Source organism: uncultured Cetobacterium sp. (genome assembly GCF_947072685.1).
In the GTDB taxonomy this organism is placed as follows: Bacteria; Fusobacteriota; Fusobacteriia; order Fusobacteriales; family Fusobacteriaceae; genus Cetobacterium_A.
This window is the reverse complement of record NZ_CAMTIK010000007.1, coordinates 17,460-33,529: the sequence shown is the minus strand read 5'-3', so window position 1 is coordinate 33,529 and position 16,070 is coordinate 17,460. Positions and strand designations below refer to the sequence as shown.

The following is a 16,070-nucleotide window of genomic DNA, read 5'->3' as shown; positions in this document are numbered from 1 at the left end:
TTATGGAGTTTGGAAATACAGCTAGTATTAAATTTATAGTTTTCCCTATTTTAATTATTTTATTTTTAATATTAGGAGTAAGAAAAAGAGAGAATATATTGGAGAAAATGGGTTGGAAACAGGATACCATGATTATGGTTATTAAAACACTTTTTCTTTCTCTAGGTGGAATTTTAGTATTTATAGCACTGCTTTCACCGCAAAAGTTAAAAGAGGAGGAGAAAATAGAGGTTCAAGGAAGTGACATTTATGTTCTAATGGATATATCTAAATCTATGTTAGCTGAAGATACTTATCCAAATAGATTGGAAATAAGTAAAAAAGAGTTAAAAGAGATTTTAAATAATCTTAAGGGAGATAGAGTTGGAATTATTCCATTTTCGGATAGTGCATATGTTCAAATACCTTTAACAGATGATTATTTTATGGCAATAAATTATATTGATGTGATAGATAGTAAGCTTATTTCAGGTGGAGGAACAGAACTTTTAGAAGCTTTAAAATTAGCAAATAACTCTTTTGAAAAGGCAGATACAAAAGATAAAAATATTATTATTTTTTCAGATGGTGGAGATAGAAATTCTAAAATTTTAAAGTATGTTAAAGATAATCATATTAAGACTTTTATCTTTGGAGTTGGAACTGATGAAGGAAGCGTAATTCCACTAGATAATGGATTTGTAAAAGATAACAGTGGAAATATCGTTGTATCTAAATTAAATGATGATTTTTTAAAAGAGTTAGCTAAAGAAAGTGGTGGACAATACTATTCTTTAAATAATTTAAATACAGGTAATTATCAAAAATTAATCGCTGATATTGGTAAATTAGATAAAACTTCTCAAAGAGATGAAAAACTAAACATTTATGAACAATACTATCAATATCCACTAGAAATAGGACTTTTATTAATACTTATTGGTTATTTTTTAAGAAGAAAAGAGAAGGAGGGGGAATATGTTTAAAAAAATATTAGTTCTTCTTCTAGGAATAGCTTTAATTGTATTTGGAGTTATGAGATTAAAAAAAGATAAGGTAATTGAAGAACCTGGATATTTAAAATTTATGAATGGGAACTCACTAATAAAAGAAAACAAAATTAAAGAAGCTTTAGAAGAGTATAAATTAGCTATGGATACCAATCGAGATATAAATATAAAAAAGAATTTTGAAATTGTTAAAAATAAAGTTGAAGAAAAAAAACAAAATCAGCAAAAAGATCAACAAAACAACGAACAAAATAATGAAGATAAAAATGACTCACAAAATAGCAATAAGAAAAGTGATACGCAAAATAATGAACAAAATAAAGAAAATACTCCAAAAGAGTTAACTCCAGAGGAGAAAACTATGAAGCAAAAAGAAGAAGAGTTGCGAAGTATTCTGCAAAGACTTGAAGGAAACGAAAAACAAGCTTTTAAAAATAATGAGAGAGTTTTAAATACAAGCGAAAATAAAAATAATGAAAATAGATGGTAGAGGAGAGCAGAATGAAAAAATTTAATTTATTTTTAATGATGTTAATGCTTTGGAAATTAACTTTTCCTGAATTAATATTAAACTCTTCTAATTTATCTCCTACAAAATATGAAGATTTTAATTTAGAAGTTTCATTTGTAAATGAAGATAAAGAAAGATATAGAATAGAGGGGTTGAAAAATTTTGATGTTTTATCCAAAGGTTCTAGCAATAGCTATAATGTAATTAATGGAAAAACAACATCAGTAAAAAGTGATGTTTATAGATTGAAATCAAAGAAAGATGGAGAGTTTACGTTAAAAGTTATCACTGAAAAAGGCAGTGAAAAAGCTCTCTTGATAGATGTAAGAGAAAATAAGCAGCTAGATAAAGTTATGGAAGATAGATTTTCTTTACAAGTGGATATACCTAAAAAAAGTTATTATTTTGGTGAAAAAATCCCTTTTCAAGAGAACTTTATAAGCACTGTTAATATTAGTTCTTTTTCTCAAGTTAAAGCACCAAATTTTCAAGATTTTTCAGTAAAAGATATCACTAAATATAATAACAATAGTTATGTACAAAATCAAATAGAGTATAAAGGAAAACAAGCGATTGAGCTTAATATATTTAAAGGGATCTTGCAAGCTAATAGTAGTGGAGAAAAAAATATTATAACAAGTGAAGTTAAAGTAGGAGAACCAACAAGAGATTTTTTCTATGAAAATACAACTTTAGTTGGTGAAGATAATTTAAAAATAAATATTAAGCCGCTTCCTGTAGATACCCCTAAAAATTTTAAAGATATTGTGGGAACTCTTACCTATAAAGAGAATTGGAAAAATAAAGAGGTAAATGTTGGACAAGCTACCACTTTAAATCTAACTCTATCTGGAAGCGGAAATCTAGCTTTATTAGAAAATTTGCCTATTGAAAATCAAAATGATTTTAATATTTTTCAAAGTGTTAAAAATTATAGTGAAGAGATTAAAGGTGAAAATTATTATAATGAAAAAACCTTCGAAGTAGCATTTATTCCTAAAAAAGGAGGTGTTGAAAAAACTCCAGAAATAGTCATTCCGTATTTTAATACTAAAACAGAAAAATATGAAAATTTGATAATTCTATCACAAGAAATAAAAGTTACAGGAGAAAAGCTTCAGACAGAAACCTACTCAAATAATAGACCTATACAAAAAAATATGGAAAAAGTTAATTTGGCAAATAAAAATGAAATTGCTTCTTTTGGAAAATCAACTAATAATTTACAAGAAATTAATATAAAACTTCTTGAAACAGAGAAAACTTCCGCTAAAAATATCTATAAATTAGCTTTTGGAATTGTTTCACTTCTATGTTTAGTAGAAATGGCTATAATAATATACCTCGTATTAGGTAGAAACAAATATAAAAACCATAAAAAAATATAAATTATTAATTAAAGAAAATAATTTTTATAAAAAATAAAAGAGCAATTCCAAAATTGAGAAATATTGGAGCTGCTCTTTTATTATAAAATTACTTATTTTTTTTCATGAATTTTTGAAAATGATTAGTTTGAGAGTCTTTATTCGTTAATAATGGTTTTTGTTTTCTAGAATTTATTGAATCGGACTTTATTTCAGTAGGTATTTTTTTGAAATATTTAGGAAATTTTTCAGAAATATTTTTTTGAAATTTGGGATAATCCAGACCTTCACCAACAACAAATTCTTCATAAATCTCATCTTCATCATCGACATATATTGTTAACTCTATTAAATCCCCTTCGCTTATTTTTATAAGATTAAAGTCCTTTAAATTTGTTATTAAAAATTCATCAGCTTCATCATCTATCTTATTTAAAATAACTAATTCACCCTTCATCTGCTTTGCTAATTCAATATATCCAGCAATAACCTCAGTCAACATATCTCTATTTAAGTCATACATATACTTACCTCCATTTATTTTTATTGTTACATTTTTATATTATCTCATACTAAATAAGAAGTTACAATCATTACTTATATACTTAAAATAATAATTATATCAAGATAATAAAACTTCAGATAAGAGTTATTATACGCAGTTATATAAGTTTTGTTTTGTAACAATATAATTATTTTTATATATCTGTAATTATACTATAAAGATTTGTTATCTATATATAACGCTTTATATCATACAATATTTTATATTTCTATATTTACTTTTACAGAGCTTTATTATCTAAAGTTAAACCTAAATTGACAAAGTTGAATATAAATTGACAAAGTTTGTGAAGTATAGTACAATACCCTGTAAAATTTTTTTTACTGATATAGTCTTGAAATATGGTCAGGAGTTTCTACAAACCACCGTAAATGGTTTATTATTAGGAGGAGTAAATGGAAAACATAAAAACAAAGAGTAATAGTATGCTAAGTGCTATTGATTCTTATTTCAAACTTAGCTATTACAACACAACCGTATCTACAGAAATTACAGCAGGGGTTACAACATTTATGACAATGGCATATATCCTTATTGTTCAACCTTTGTTTATGAGCTCTGCAGGAATGGATGTTAAAGCAGTGACTATTGTAACTGCTATTTTATCAGCTCTATTTTCTATAGTGATGGGACTTTACACAAATAGGCCTTTCGCTATGGCACCAGCTATGGGAGGAAACGCATTTTTCGCTTATACTTTGGTTGCAGGAGGAGTTGTTGACTGGCAAACCGCTATGGGGATGGTCTTTCTCTCTGGAGTTGGATTTCTACTATTGACTATCTTTGGTTTAAGAGGTCTAATTGTTGAAGCTATTCCAAAAAATCTGAAATTTGCTATAGGTGTGGCAGTTGGTTTTTTTATAGCTATGGTAGGTTTTAAAAATGGACAAATAATGGTAATTAACAGTGGAACAATTTCAATGGGGAGTATATCTAATCCACATACAATATTATCTTTAATCGGACTTTTTGTAACAATAACTCTTGTTTTGAACAAAGTTAAGGGTGGGGTACTGATTGGAATTATTGTTACAACTCTTTTAGGAGTTCCTTTTGGGATTACTCAAATCCCAGAATCATTTTTTTCATTACCACCATCAATTGAGCCAATATTTTTTAAACTAAATATTATGGACGCTTTAAAATTTAGTTTTCTACCGTTGGTTTTTACATTTTTTGTAGGAGATTTCTTTTGTACTCTAGGAACTCTTTTAGGAGTCTCTGCTCAAGCTGGACTTTTGGATGAAAATGGAAATTTACCAGAAGTGGATAAGCCATTTTTAGTGGATTCAATAGCTACAATTGTTGGAGCATTATTTGGATCAACAACTATAACAACATTCTTGGAATCAGCTGCTGGAGTTGAAGAGGGAGGAAGAACAGGATTAACTGCAATTTCAACGGGAGTTTGCTTTATATTTACTATTTTTTTAACACCGATTGTCTATGTAATTCCTTCAGCCGCAACAGCACCAGCATTAATTTTTATAGGTATTTTAATGATGACAAGTATAAAATTTATAGATATGGAGGATATGACTGAGTTTGTTCCGGCTGTAATAACTATAATGTTTACTGTATTTACTGATAATATGGCAACAGGTATGAGCATGGGTATTATTTCTCATGTAATTATAAAAATTTTGACTAAAAGGTATCGAGAACTTAATTTGCCTGTATTAATTTTAACACTACCACTACTGGGATATTTTATTCTTTTATAAACTTTGAGAAATCTTAAAAGATTTCTCTTTTTTTTTAAATAAAAAAGGAAAAAGTAGGTTCTCTTGGTATAAAGTTTTAGTTGCTTTTATTTTATAAAAATTTATACTGGGAGGATATAAGAATGATAGAGTTTAGAAATGTATCAAAATCTTATGATAAGAGAACACTTATATTAAAAAATATAGATTTTAAAGTAAAAACAGGGGAATTCGTCGTTTTAATAGGAGAGTCAGGATGCGGAAAAACAACCACCATGAAATTAGTGAATCGCCTTATAGATCCGACACAAGGAAATGTGATAATTGATGGAGAGGATATAAGTAAGGTCAATCCTATAACCTTAAGAAGAAGAATTGGGTATGTTATACAAAAAGAGGGGCTTATGCCACATATGACGATTGGAGAAAATATTGAAATCGTTCCAAAATTGCTAAAATGGAATGAAGAGAAAAGGAAGATTAGAAGTTATGAACTACTTTCGCTTTTAAATCTTGATCCTGAAATATACTATAATAAATATCCCCATGAAGTTTCTGGGGGACAAAAACAAAGAGTTGGAATTGCTAGAGCATTGGCCGTAAATCCAGATATCATACTTATGGACGAACCATTTTCAGCGCTAGATCCAATTACAAGAGAAAATATTCAAGATGAAGTTTTAAAACTACAAAAGGAACTTGGTAAAACAATTATTTTTGTTACCCATGATATGGATGAAGCTATTAAATTGGGCGAGCGAATTGCATTTTTAAAAGATGGTGAAATTTTACAATTTGATACTCCTGATGCAATTTTAAAAGATCCAGCTTCAGAGTATATAGAACAATTTATAGGTAAGGACCGAATCTGGAAAACTCCAGGAAAACTTTTAGTTTCAGATATAATGTCAAAACAATATTGGACTATTGAAAAAAGAAGTAATATATCAAGAGCTTTCAACCTATTAAAAACTCATGATATAGATTTTTTAATAGTAACAGAAGTAGAGGGAGGAAAACATTTAGAACCTCTAGGCATTATCTTTAGAAAAAATTTAATATATGCTATGGAAAATGGATTGTCACGTGTCCGAGATGTTATGGATAAGGATTTTTTAACGATAGATAAAGATAGTAATCTACTGGATGTTTTAAATAAAATGTCAAGTATAAATGCTAAAGTTATTCCCGTTGTAGACAACAATAATCATTTAACTGGAGTTATAACTAATCTGGGACTTGTCAATGCAATAAGTAAAATTGCTCCTACAACATTTGATGATAGTGAGGGGGTAGTTTATGAATAGTTTTATTAGGTATTTTATAGAAAAACTTCCGGAAGTTAAACTGGCATTATTTCAACATATAGAAATAACTGGATTAGCTGTTTCACTAGCAATTTTAGTCGGTGTTCCTTTAGGAATCATTATTATAAAAAATGAAAAACTTTCAAAAGTAGTTTTAACAATAGCTGGAATTTTTCAAACTGTTCCAAGTTTAGCTTTATTCGGGTTAATTATTCCAGTTTTAGGAATCGGAATAACCCCTGCAGTATTTGTTTTGTTCCTATATTCTCTACTTCCTATTATAACAAATACTTATATTGGAATAAAAGGTGTCGATAATTCTATAATTCAGGCTGCAATTGGAATGGGTATGACTAATTTTCAAGTTCTATTAAAAATAAAATTACCGATAGCTGTTGCTGTCATAATGGGTGGGATAAGAATTTCTGCCGTTGCTACTATTGGAACTGCTACAATAGCAGCCCTTATTGGAGCTGGCGGATTAGGAGAACTTATTTTTAGAGGAATTTCAACAAGTAATAATAATTTAGTATTAACAGGTGCCATCCCTACTGCAATGCTAGCATTTGTTGTAAATTATATCTTGGGTGTTTTTGAAAAAGCTTTAACTCCAACTGGAATGTTGGCAAATCCTAAAGAAAAAAAGAAAAATGTTGTTATATTAAAGTGTGTTTTAGTATTGATATTATTAAGTTCAGGATATAGAGTTTATAAAAATAGTGTCGAAAAAAATATTCCTACTATTATCGTTGGACATAAAAATTACAATGAACAAAGAATTTTAGGAATTATGATGGCTAAAATTATAGAATCTAAAACTCCATATAGAGCAAAAATTGTTGAACTTGGAACAGGAACAGTTATATTTGAAGCTATAAAAAATGGAGATATTGATGTTTATCCGGAATATACTGGAGTAGCCTATGCTGCTTATTTAGGAAAAAAAGAAAAAGCTGATGCAAAAACTGTTTTTGATATTATTAAAGAAGAATATAATACAAATCATAATTTAGACATCAGAAATCCGATGGGATTTGAAAATACATATGCATTTGCGATGAAGCCAGAAGTTGCTAAAAAATATGGAATTAAAAATATAAGTGATTTAAAAAAATATGCTAAAAATATGACTTTAAGTGGTCCTCATGAATTTATGGAGAGGGAAGACGGACTTATTGGCATTCAAAGAACTTATAATATAAAATTTAAAAATATTTTATCTATGGATCAGGGACTTGTAATTAACTCTCTTGTTTCAGATAAAATAGAAGTTGCTCTTGTATACTCTACAGATGGACTCATCGCTAAACATAATTTGATGTTGTTAGATGATGATCTGAAATTCTTTCCGCCTTATGAAGTTGTAATAACTTTAAGAAAAGGTTATGAATATGATGAACCTCAAGTGATAGAAGCATTAGATACCCTTGTCGATTCTTTAACTGAAGAGGAGATGCAAAATTTAAACCTATTAGCGATAGATGGAACTGAACCTATTGAAGTTATTATCGATAAATTTTTACAAGAAAAACATATATTGAAGTAAAAAGTGAGGGCTTAACAGTCCTCACTTTTTATTAAAATATCCCAGAAAAATATCTTCCTCTATGTTGCGACGGTCCTTACGAATGTTCTAATAACTTTCTATATGTTGAATTTATTCCTATAGCCCCTAACGGAGCTGTTACAAGTACACTTAAAATAGCTATGGCTTGCATTATCTCGCCTCCTGCAACACCCATTTGTAAAGGTATACCAGCTTTTGCTGACTGGACTGTTGCTTTTGGAAGATATGCTATTATACAAAACAATCGTTCTTTCAATGTTAAGTCTGTTCCTATCAGAGATAATAAAACTCCAATAGATCTGATTGTTAATGAATAAAAAAGAATAGTTATGCCAATAAAAAAATATCCCCCAACTAGAATAGGGTTTATAGCCATCCCTACAAATGTAAACAAATATATCTTTCCAAATCTCCAAATTTTATTCATTCCATTTTGAATCTCTTTATAACCATCACAATCATAAAACCTTATAAAAAATCCAAATGATATCACACTCAATAGAGAATTGTATAACTCAAAGTGAAATTTATTTTCTATCCACCTTAAAAATAAACAACAACCAAATGATAAAAATATTTTGTTTCCATATTTATTATTTTTTAAATATAAATTTTTAATTAAAAAGCTTGCTATCCATCCGATAGAAATACTTAAAATAATTGAAATTGGAATAATCATAAGCTGATACTTAAAACTGACTTCAACTCCCTGTATTTTTTGAAAATATACAGCTAAAAATGTAGTGAACAAAGTTATTGCTATTGTGTCATCAGCTGATGCTCCAACCAATAATAACTGTGGAATTGATTTTTTTTGTCCAATATTTTTTTCTATTAAATTAACCATGGACGGAATGAGTACTGCAGGGCTTACAGCTGCTATTATAAATCCAAGAATTGCACCTTGAGTAAATGTGAAATTTAAAAACATTGTAGATAAATAAGCTATAGTAAAACCCTCTAGTGTTGCTGGAACAATGCTCAGTAAAATAGCTGGTCTTCCTATTTTTTTTACTTGTTCAACACCAATTCCAAGTCCTCCTATAAATAAAACCGTTACAAGAGCAATATCCTTTAATGTTGGAGAAATTTTCAAAATTAAATCCGGTGTTTTATCCAATCCAAATGGTCCCAAAATAAATCCAGTTATCATCATTCCTATCAAAGATGGTAATTTTATTTTTTCAAATAACACTCCCATAAAATTAGAAAAAAATGTTAAAAAAAATAAAAAAATAAAGGTAATAATTAAATACATAAATTTTCTCCCTCCTAAACAAAAAATGACTCCTACTCAAAATGAGTAGGAGTCATTAGCTTTGTGCATTTAATGGCGAACTCCATCGCCTATTTTAATTTCATATATATTATAACATAACAATATCCAAATATGAAATATTATTTTTTATGTATATATTATAGTTGAAATGTTCTGTATAAATATAAAATGTAGTTGACATAATAATTCTTTTGTTATAAAATTAATTAGAAATATTATTTCAAAAAAAAATTAGGAGGGATTACATATGTTTAGTTATTTACAAAAAATTGGTAAAGCTCTAATGGTTCCTGTTGCAGTATTACCTGCTGCAGCTATCCTTTTAGGATTAGGATATTTTATAGATCCAGTTGCTTGGGGTGGAAACAGTGCTGTCGCTGCATTTTTTATTAAATCAGGAGCTGCAATAATAGATCAAATGCCTATATTGTTTGCAGTAGGTGTTGCATTTGGAATGTCTAAGGATAAAAATGGAGCTGCTGCATTGACAGGTCTTGTTGGATTTTTAGTTCTTACGAACTTACTATCGCCTGGAGCTGTAGGACAAATTATGAAAATTGATAATGTTCCAGTTGGTTTTAGTAAAATAAACAATCAATTTATTGGAATATTAGTAGGAGTAATCTCTTCTGCTCTATACAATAAATTTAGCGATGTTGAACTTCCTAAAGCTATGTCTTTTTTCAGCGGAAAAAGATTAGTACCAATTATTACATCATTTGTTATGATAATAGTTGCATTTATTTTAATGTATATTTGGCCAGGTATTTATAATGGTTTAGTGACATTTGGAGAGTCTATAAGTGGTCTTGGTGCCGTTGGTGCTGGAATATATGGATTCTTAAATAGACTGCTAATTCCTGTGGGATTACACCATGCTCTAAACTCTGTATTCTGGTTTGATGTAGCAGGAATAAATGATATACCTAAATTCTTAGGTGGAGCTCAATCTATAGCTAATGGAACAGGTATTCCTGGAGTGACAGGAATGTATCAAGCAGGATTTTTCCCAATCATGATGTTTGGTCTTTTAGGAGCGGCTGCTGCTTTTGTTAAAACAGCTAAACCAGAAAATAAAGATAAAATAAAATCTATCATGATTGCTGCTGGATTTGCTACATTTTTAACTGGAGTTACTGAACCTTTAGAGTTCGCGTTTATGTTCGTTGCTCCTGGATTATACCTAGTTCATGCTATACTGACAGGAATATCTGTATTTATAGCTGCTAGTATGCATTGGATTGCTGGATTTGGATTCTCTGCTGGATTGATAGATATGCTTCTATCTTCAAGAAATCCTTTAGCTACACAGTGGTATATGTTGATTGTTCAAGGATTAGTATTCTTCTTCTTATACTATTTTATATTTGTATTTGTTATAAATAAGTTTAATTTAAAAACACCTGGAAGAGAGGAGGAAGATGCCGATTCGACAGATTCGTCTTCTAAGGTTAAAATAACTTCAAATGATGAATTGGCTGCTGCTTTAATCCCTCTATTAGGTGGAGTGGACAACATTGTATCAATTGATAACTGTATCACAAGATTAAGACTTGAAGTAAAAGATAACTCTCTTGTTCAGGATGCTCAAATTAAAAAAATAACTAGTGGTGTGTTAAAGCCTGGAAAAACATCTGTTCAGGTCATCATAGGAACACAGGTTGAATTTGTAGCAAATGCATTAAAAAGATTAACTAATAAGTAACAATATTATAGATGGAGTTAAGAATAATCTTAACTCCATTTTTTAATTCTCAGCTTAAATTTGAATTTTTAAACTTTCAATGGTAAACTGTAATAGTATTATAATATGATTTGAATAAAGGAGATATTTATGAAAATACTTCATACTTCTGATTGGCACCTTGGAAAAAAATTGGAGGGGCAATCCAGACTTAATGAACAAAAAAAATTTATAGATGCACTTGAAGTAATTGTGGATCAAGAAAAAATTGATCTAATCCTTTTAGCTGGGGATATTTATGATACCTATAATCCATCAGCAGAAGCCGAGAAACTGTTTTTCGATAGTATAAAGAAATTGTCTAAAAATGGAGAGGTGGGAATAGTTATCATTCCAGGAAATCATGATAATCCTCAACGTTTAACATCTATTTTTACCTTAGCTAAAGATTATGGTGTAATTATATATGAACGAGCATTTCAGGAGATTCCTATTGGTAAATACGGTTGTTTTAATATATATAGCTCTAATCAAGGTGGACTTTTTATCGAGAAAAACAATAAAAAATTATATTTATATAGTTTACCATTTCCTAGTGAAGCAACACTTAATGAAACATTCAATGATATTAAATTTAATGCAAGAATAAAAGAGATCCTAGAATTTGGTGCACAGCAAAACAAAGAGAATATACCTACAGTTATAATGACTCATATATACGTTGCGGGATCTATGGGGGAAGGAGATGTTGCATTAGAGTTAGGGGGTTCCAGAGCAATTGCCATAGATGATTTGCCAGATGTTAATTATATAGCGCTGGGGCATGTCCATAAACCCATGAGTTTTAAAAGAAAAAATGCATATTATTGCGGGTCTCCATTAGAATATAGAGTTACTGAAAATAAATTTGATAAAAAAGTTTATGTTGTTGATATCTTAGAAAATAAGACTATTGTTAAAGATATTTTTTTAGATAACTATAAACCGATTAAAGAGTATACTGTTATTGGTGCTAAAGAGGCCATTGAAAAATCAGAAGAACTTTTAGGTATAAATGAATGGATTTACTTAAATATAGCTTTAGAAACACCTTTAACAAATTCAGAAATTAGAAAAATTAAAAATAATAAAAACATTTTAGAAATAATTCCAATAATAAAAACAAAAGAGATTGCAAATGAAATTTCGTATTCTAATGAACAAAATTTAGAGGAAGCTTTTATTGAGTTTTTTAAAGAAGAAAGTGATGGATTAGAGCCAAATAGCAATATAACGAAACTTTTTTTAGAGCTTATTGAGGAGGGGGAGGAAGTTGAGACCAATTAAACTTGAGATAACTGGATTACAAAGCTTTTCTAAAAAACAAACTATAAACTTTGATGAACTGACATCTTTAGGATTATTTGGAATCTTTGGAAAAACTGGGAGTGGTAAATCTACAATACTGGATGCTATCATTTTAGCTATTTTTGACGAAATTCCAAGAACTATGGGGCGACAAGGGAAAAATATAAGACCTTGTTTAAATCAAGATAGTGATATTTTAGAGGTATATCTTAAATTTGCTCTTGGAAATGATATATTTGAAATAACTAGAGTTTATAAAAAAAAATTCACTCGAAAAGGGGAAGAAAAATTTGAACAGTCAAACCCAATTTTAATTTTAAATGGCGATGTCATTGCGGACACAGTAAAAAATGTGGAAAGTAAAATTGAAGAATATTTTGGAATAGGAGTTAGTGATTTTACAAGATCAGTTGTTTTACCACAAGGTAAGTTTAGCGATTTTTTAAAATTAAAAGGTGCTGAAAAAATGACTATGTTGGAAAATATCTTTGACCTAGAAAAGTATGGAACTCAAATTTCTGAAAAGATAAAAATTAAAAATAATACCTTAAAAGATAAGATTTCTTCTCTACAAAATCAAATTCAGGGGAAAGGAGATATCTCAGTAGAGGTTATAAACAATTTAGAAAATGACTATACTGAAAAAATATTAAATTTAGATTCTATCAAAAAAAGAAGAGAATCTCTTGAATCATTGTATGAAGAAACTAAAACTGTAAAAGAACTAACTCAAGATATTGAAAAGTATAATTTAAATTTAAATAATTTAAAATTGAATGAATCCACTATTAAAAAATATGTATCTGATATTCAAAAACATGAAAATGCCTTGCTTTTTAAAGAAAGAATAGAGAATATAAACCAAACAAAGTATGATTTAAAAAATAAAAATGTTGAACTTGTAAAGAATAAAGAGATTCAAGCTGAACTTGATATTCAAAATAACTCTTTAAAGGAAGATGAGAAGGAAAAGATTTACTCTCTGAGCAAAATATCAAACGAACTAAATGCACTTAAAATAGATTATAGCGAGTTAGATTCATTAAGAATAGGGATTCAACTTTTAAGTGCTCTTCACTATAGGGAGAATCAATTAAATGATTCTAGTGCCTTTCTAGATGAGTTTAATCTTCAATTAAATAAGAACAATGAATCTTTAAAAAATCAAAAAGAGACTCTTTTAAAAAATCAAAAATTAAAAGAGCAACTAGAAAAAATTGATAGTAATCAAATTGAAATGAAAATGGAAGAAATTGCTAGTTTAAAAAGCGATATAGATAGAATTAATAGTTCTAATCAACAATTAGAAGATTTAAACACTACTGAAGAATGTGTTAAAAATAATTTAAATACTCTAAATCTTGAGCTTGAAAATCTTGAAACTCTTAGCAGGAATAATCTTGCAGCCGAACTAGCAAAACACTTAGCTGATGGAAATTCATGTCCTGTTTGTGGATCCACACACCATCCATATATTGCAACGAATCAAAGTGACATTGACTCAAATAAATTAAAAACTTTAAGAGAAGATAAAGCAAATCTTGAAAGAAACTTGATAACTACTCAAACGAAGATACTTCATATAAAAGATGATTTAAAATCTATACAAAACTTGAAAGATATTGAAACTTTAAAAAATATTCTGTTAGAGCAAATTGAAGAAATCAATAGTTTAAAGGATTCATTTAATAGAGTATCTATTGAGGAAAAAAAATTAGAGGAAACTATCTTAACATGTAAGACTAGTATTAGCTATATTCAAAGTGACAACGACAAAATTTCAGAAAATATTTTAAAAACAAATAATAAAATATTGGATATTAAAAAACAAATTCTTGTCGAACAAGAAAAAATAGATGCTCTTCATTTAGAAAATAAGTCATTAGATTATATGGAAAATAGAAAAGATATTTTAGAACAAATGGATAACGAAAGTAGAAGCTTAATCAGTACAAAAACAACTATAGATGAAGGTCTTAAAAAAATTAAAGATCAGCTATTTGAAAATCTGAAAAAACTACAGGAGAATACCTTAACCACAGGTAAATTAGAAGAAAATATAAAACTTGTAACTATAAAATTAAATTCTGACGAAAACTCTTTAAACGATGAGATTAAGGCTAAAAATTTTGAATCAGTAACTTCAATTCTTACTTTTATATTAAATGACGTCTTGGTTCTTAAGTTGAAAAAAAATATTGAAACTCATTACAATGAAGAGATTCGATTTAAAAGTTTAATGGATGAAACTCTATTAAAGTTAGATGGAAGAATTTTCTCTAATGAAAATTGGGAAAAACTTCAAGAGGATTATTCTAAAATTAAAAATGATGAAAAGGTTTTAAATGAGCAGATAACCACTATCAAAACTAATTTAGAACGATTAAACAATTTAGTTAATGAAGCAAAAGAACTTTTAAATAAAATTGATGTCCTTACTAAAGAACAAGACGATATATTGATGCTTCAAAAAAAATTAGAAGGTAAGAAATTTGTGAAATTCTTAGCTAGAAAAAAGCTGAACTATATCGTGTATCAAGCTTCTAAAAGATTACAACAGATTACGAGAGGTAGGTACACAATAACAATTGACAATAATTGTGACTTCAACATAGTTGATGCGTTTAATAGTAACTTTACGAGAGAGTGCTCAACTCTTTCAGGCGGTGAAACATTTGTTGTCTCTTTGGTTTTAGCTCTGGCACTATCTAGCCAACTTCAACTTAAAGGAAAAATACAGCTTGAATTTTTCTTCTTAGACGAAGGTTTTGGAACTTTAGATAGTACTCTTTTGGATAGAGTCATTGAAATTCTTGAGGAGATTAAATGGAAAGAAAAAATGAAAATCGGAATAATTAGTCATGTCGAGGACTTAAAAATTAGAATCCCAAGAAGACTGGAGATTTCTTCAGCTATCCCTGGAGAAAAAGGAAGTACAATAACACTAATATAAATACTATAGAATGAGAGGTTTTAATGAGAACAATTGGAGTATTTGATTCCGGAGTCGGTGGAATTTCAGTTTTAAAAGAGATTTTGTGCGAGTTTCCAAACGATAATATTATATATTTTGGAGATAGCTTATATGCTCCCTATGGAGATAAAAATATAGATGAGATTAGAGAGCTCTGTTTAAAAGTTTCCGACTTTTTAGTTTTTAATAAAAAAGTAGATGCTCTTGTAATTGCTTGTAATACTGCAACTGGTGCTGCAATAGATATAATGCAAACAAGATATACCCTCCCCGTCGTTGGAGTTGTGAATAACGGGGTTAAAGAAGCTCTCAATATCACAAAAAATAATTCTATCGGAATTATAGCTACGCCCGCAACTGTTAGAATGAACATTTATAATGACACAATTTTAAATGCTGCTCCAATGAGCAGTGTTTTTCAAGTTGAATGTCCACAACTTGTAAAATTGATAGAAAATGGATGGGTCGATTCGATAGAAAGTAACAATTTAATCAAAAGCTATATCGATAGTTTTCCTGAAAATATTGATACTCTTATTTTAGGATGTACACATTACCCTCTTATAAGTCAGTATATATCAAGACATTTTTTAGGAAATATCGTTAATCCTGCAAATGAAACCTCAAAATCTTTGAAAAAATTGATTGGAGAGGGTGAAAAAAATATCAATGTCAGTAAAACTTTTTTCGTAAGTGGAGATTTGTTAAAATTTAAAAAAGTAGCTGAAGAATTTTTAGAGCAACCTATCAAAGATATTAGAAAAATTATTTTATAGG

Annotated in this window: 12 protein-coding genes and 2 riboswitches; of the genes, 10 read left to right on the top strand and 2 right to left on the bottom strand. The window is 28.7% G+C overall.

The annotated features are described in order from the left end of the window. The first annotated feature begins 2 nt into the window (after positions 1-2). The 3 genes from Q0V67_RS03725 to Q0V67_RS03715 are packed head-to-tail and all read left to right on the top strand — an operon-like array spanning position 3 to position 2,888. A complete protein-coding gene (locus tag Q0V67_RS03725) occupies positions 3-965 on the top strand; it encodes a VWA domain-containing protein (RefSeq protein WP_297597182.1) in 963 nt (320 codons plus the stop codon). Then, the gene (locus tag Q0V67_RS03720; protein WP_297597181.1) at positions 958-1,479 is read left to right on the top strand and encodes a hypothetical protein; all 522 of its coding nucleotides are present in this window, start codon (positions 958-960) and stop codon (positions 1,477-1,479) included. The genes Q0V67_RS03725 and Q0V67_RS03720 overlap by 8 nt, the downstream gene beginning before the upstream one ends. Positions 1,480-1,490: 11 nt before the next feature. Further along, complete coding sequence (locus tag Q0V67_RS03715) at positions 1,491-2,888, top strand: BatD family protein (RefSeq protein WP_297597180.1); 1,398 nt, start codon at positions 1,491-1,493, stop codon at positions 2,886-2,888. A gap of 88 nt (positions 2,889-2,976) precedes the next feature. On the opposite strand, the gene Q0V67_RS03710 is transcribed toward Q0V67_RS03715, so the two are convergent. After that, positions 2,977-3,390 carry a hypothetical protein gene (locus Q0V67_RS03710; RefSeq protein ID WP_297597179.1) on the bottom strand — a complete coding sequence of 138 codons (414 nt, stop codon included), beginning with the start codon at positions 3,388-3,390 and terminating at the stop codon, positions 2,977-2,979. 346 nt (positions 3,391-3,736) lie between these two features. Beyond that, positions 3,737-3,834: riboswitch (purine riboswitch) on the top strand. Between Q0V67_RS03710 and Q0V67_RS03705 the strand changes: the two genes are divergently transcribed. From Q0V67_RS03705 to Q0V67_RS03695, 3 genes are all read left to right on the top strand, one after another. After that, a complete protein-coding gene (locus Q0V67_RS03705; protein WP_297597178.1) occupies positions 3,828-5,156 on the top strand; it encodes an NCS2 family permease in 1,329 nt (442 codons plus the stop codon). (Overlaps the previous riboswitch by 7 nt.) A gap of 122 nt (positions 5,157-5,278) precedes the next feature. Next, complete coding sequence (locus Q0V67_RS03700; protein WP_297597177.1) at positions 5,279-6,442, top strand: betaine/proline/choline family ABC transporter ATP-binding protein; 1,164 nt, start codon at positions 5,279-5,281, stop codon at positions 6,440-6,442. Further along, the gene (locus Q0V67_RS03695) at positions 6,435-7,988 is read left to right on the top strand and encodes a glycine betaine ABC transporter substrate-binding protein (protein WP_297597176.1); all 1,554 of its coding nucleotides are present in this window, start codon (positions 6,435-6,437) and stop codon (positions 7,986-7,988) included. Before Q0V67_RS03700 ends, Q0V67_RS03695 begins: the two co-directional genes overlap by 8 nt. 76 nt (positions 7,989-8,064) lie before the next feature. Here Q0V67_RS03695 and Q0V67_RS03690 read toward each other — a convergent pair whose 3' ends face one another. Beyond that, positions 8,065-9,267, bottom strand: a complete 1,203-nt coding sequence (locus Q0V67_RS03690; RefSeq protein ID WP_297597175.1) for a cation:proton antiporter — start codon at positions 9,265-9,267, stop codon at positions 8,065-8,067. A 39-nt stretch (positions 9,268-9,306) separates the two neighbouring features. Continuing rightward, a riboswitch (Fluoride riboswitch) is annotated at positions 9,307-9,366 on the bottom strand. 169 nt (positions 9,367-9,535) lie between these two features. Here Q0V67_RS03690 and nagE point away from each other — a divergent pair. From nagE to murI, 4 genes are all read left to right on the top strand, one after another. Next, positions 9,536-10,993, top strand: coding sequence for an N-acetylglucosamine-specific PTS transporter subunit IIBC (nagE, locus tag Q0V67_RS03685; RefSeq protein ID WP_297597174.1), 1,458 nt, complete (start codon positions 9,536-9,538; stop codon positions 10,991-10,993). Positions 10,994-11,122: 129 nt separating this feature from the next. Beyond that, positions 11,123-12,298 (top strand): exonuclease subunit SbcD, encoded by a 1,176-nt coding sequence (sbcD, locus tag Q0V67_RS03680; RefSeq protein ID WP_297597172.1) that lies wholly within the window; start codon positions 11,123-11,125, stop codon positions 12,296-12,298. Beyond that, positions 12,285-15,272, top strand: a complete 2,988-nt coding sequence (locus Q0V67_RS03675; RefSeq protein ID WP_297597171.1) for an SMC family ATPase — start codon at positions 12,285-12,287, stop codon at positions 15,270-15,272. The genes sbcD and Q0V67_RS03675 overlap by 14 nt, the downstream gene beginning before the upstream one ends. Before the next feature lie 23 nt (positions 15,273-15,295). Next, positions 15,296-16,069 carry a glutamate racemase gene (murI, locus tag Q0V67_RS03670; protein WP_297597169.1) on the top strand — a complete coding sequence of 258 codons (774 nt, stop codon included), beginning with the start codon at positions 15,296-15,298 and terminating at the stop codon, positions 16,067-16,069. Position 16,070: the final 1 nt, after the last annotated feature.

Coding starts and splice junctions, on each gene's coding strand:
- Q0V67_RS03725 (WP_297597182.1), top strand. CDS start 3: ATGGAGTTTGGAAATACAGCTAGTATTAAATTTATAGTTTTCCCTATT.
- Q0V67_RS03720 (WP_297597181.1), top strand. CDS start 958: ATGTTTAAAAAAATATTAGTTCTTCTTCTAGGAATAGCTTTAATTGTA.
- Q0V67_RS03715 (WP_297597180.1), top strand. CDS start 1,491: ATGAAAAAATTTAATTTATTTTTAATGATGTTAATGCTTTGGAAATTA.
- Q0V67_RS03710 (WP_297597179.1), bottom strand. CDS start 3,390: ATGTATGACTTAAATAGAGATATGTTGACTGAGGTTATTGCTGGATAT.
- Q0V67_RS03705 (WP_297597178.1), top strand. CDS start 3,828: ATGGAAAACATAAAAACAAAGAGTAATAGTATGCTAAGTGCTATTGAT.
- Q0V67_RS03700 (WP_297597177.1), top strand. CDS start 5,279: ATGATAGAGTTTAGAAATGTATCAAAATCTTATGATAAGAGAACACTT.
- Q0V67_RS03695 (WP_297597176.1), top strand. CDS start 6,435: ATGAATAGTTTTATTAGGTATTTTATAGAAAAACTTCCGGAAGTTAAA.
- Q0V67_RS03690 (WP_297597175.1), bottom strand. CDS start 9,267: ATGTATTTAATTATTACCTTTATTTTTTTATTTTTTTTAACATTTTTT.
- nagE (WP_297597174.1), top strand. CDS start 9,536: ATGTTTAGTTATTTACAAAAAATTGGTAAAGCTCTAATGGTTCCTGTT.
- sbcD (WP_297597172.1), top strand. CDS start 11,123: ATGAAAATACTTCATACTTCTGATTGGCACCTTGGAAAAAAATTGGAG.
- murI (WP_297597169.1), top strand. CDS start 15,296: ATGAGAACAATTGGAGTATTTGATTCCGGAGTCGGTGGAATTTCAGTT.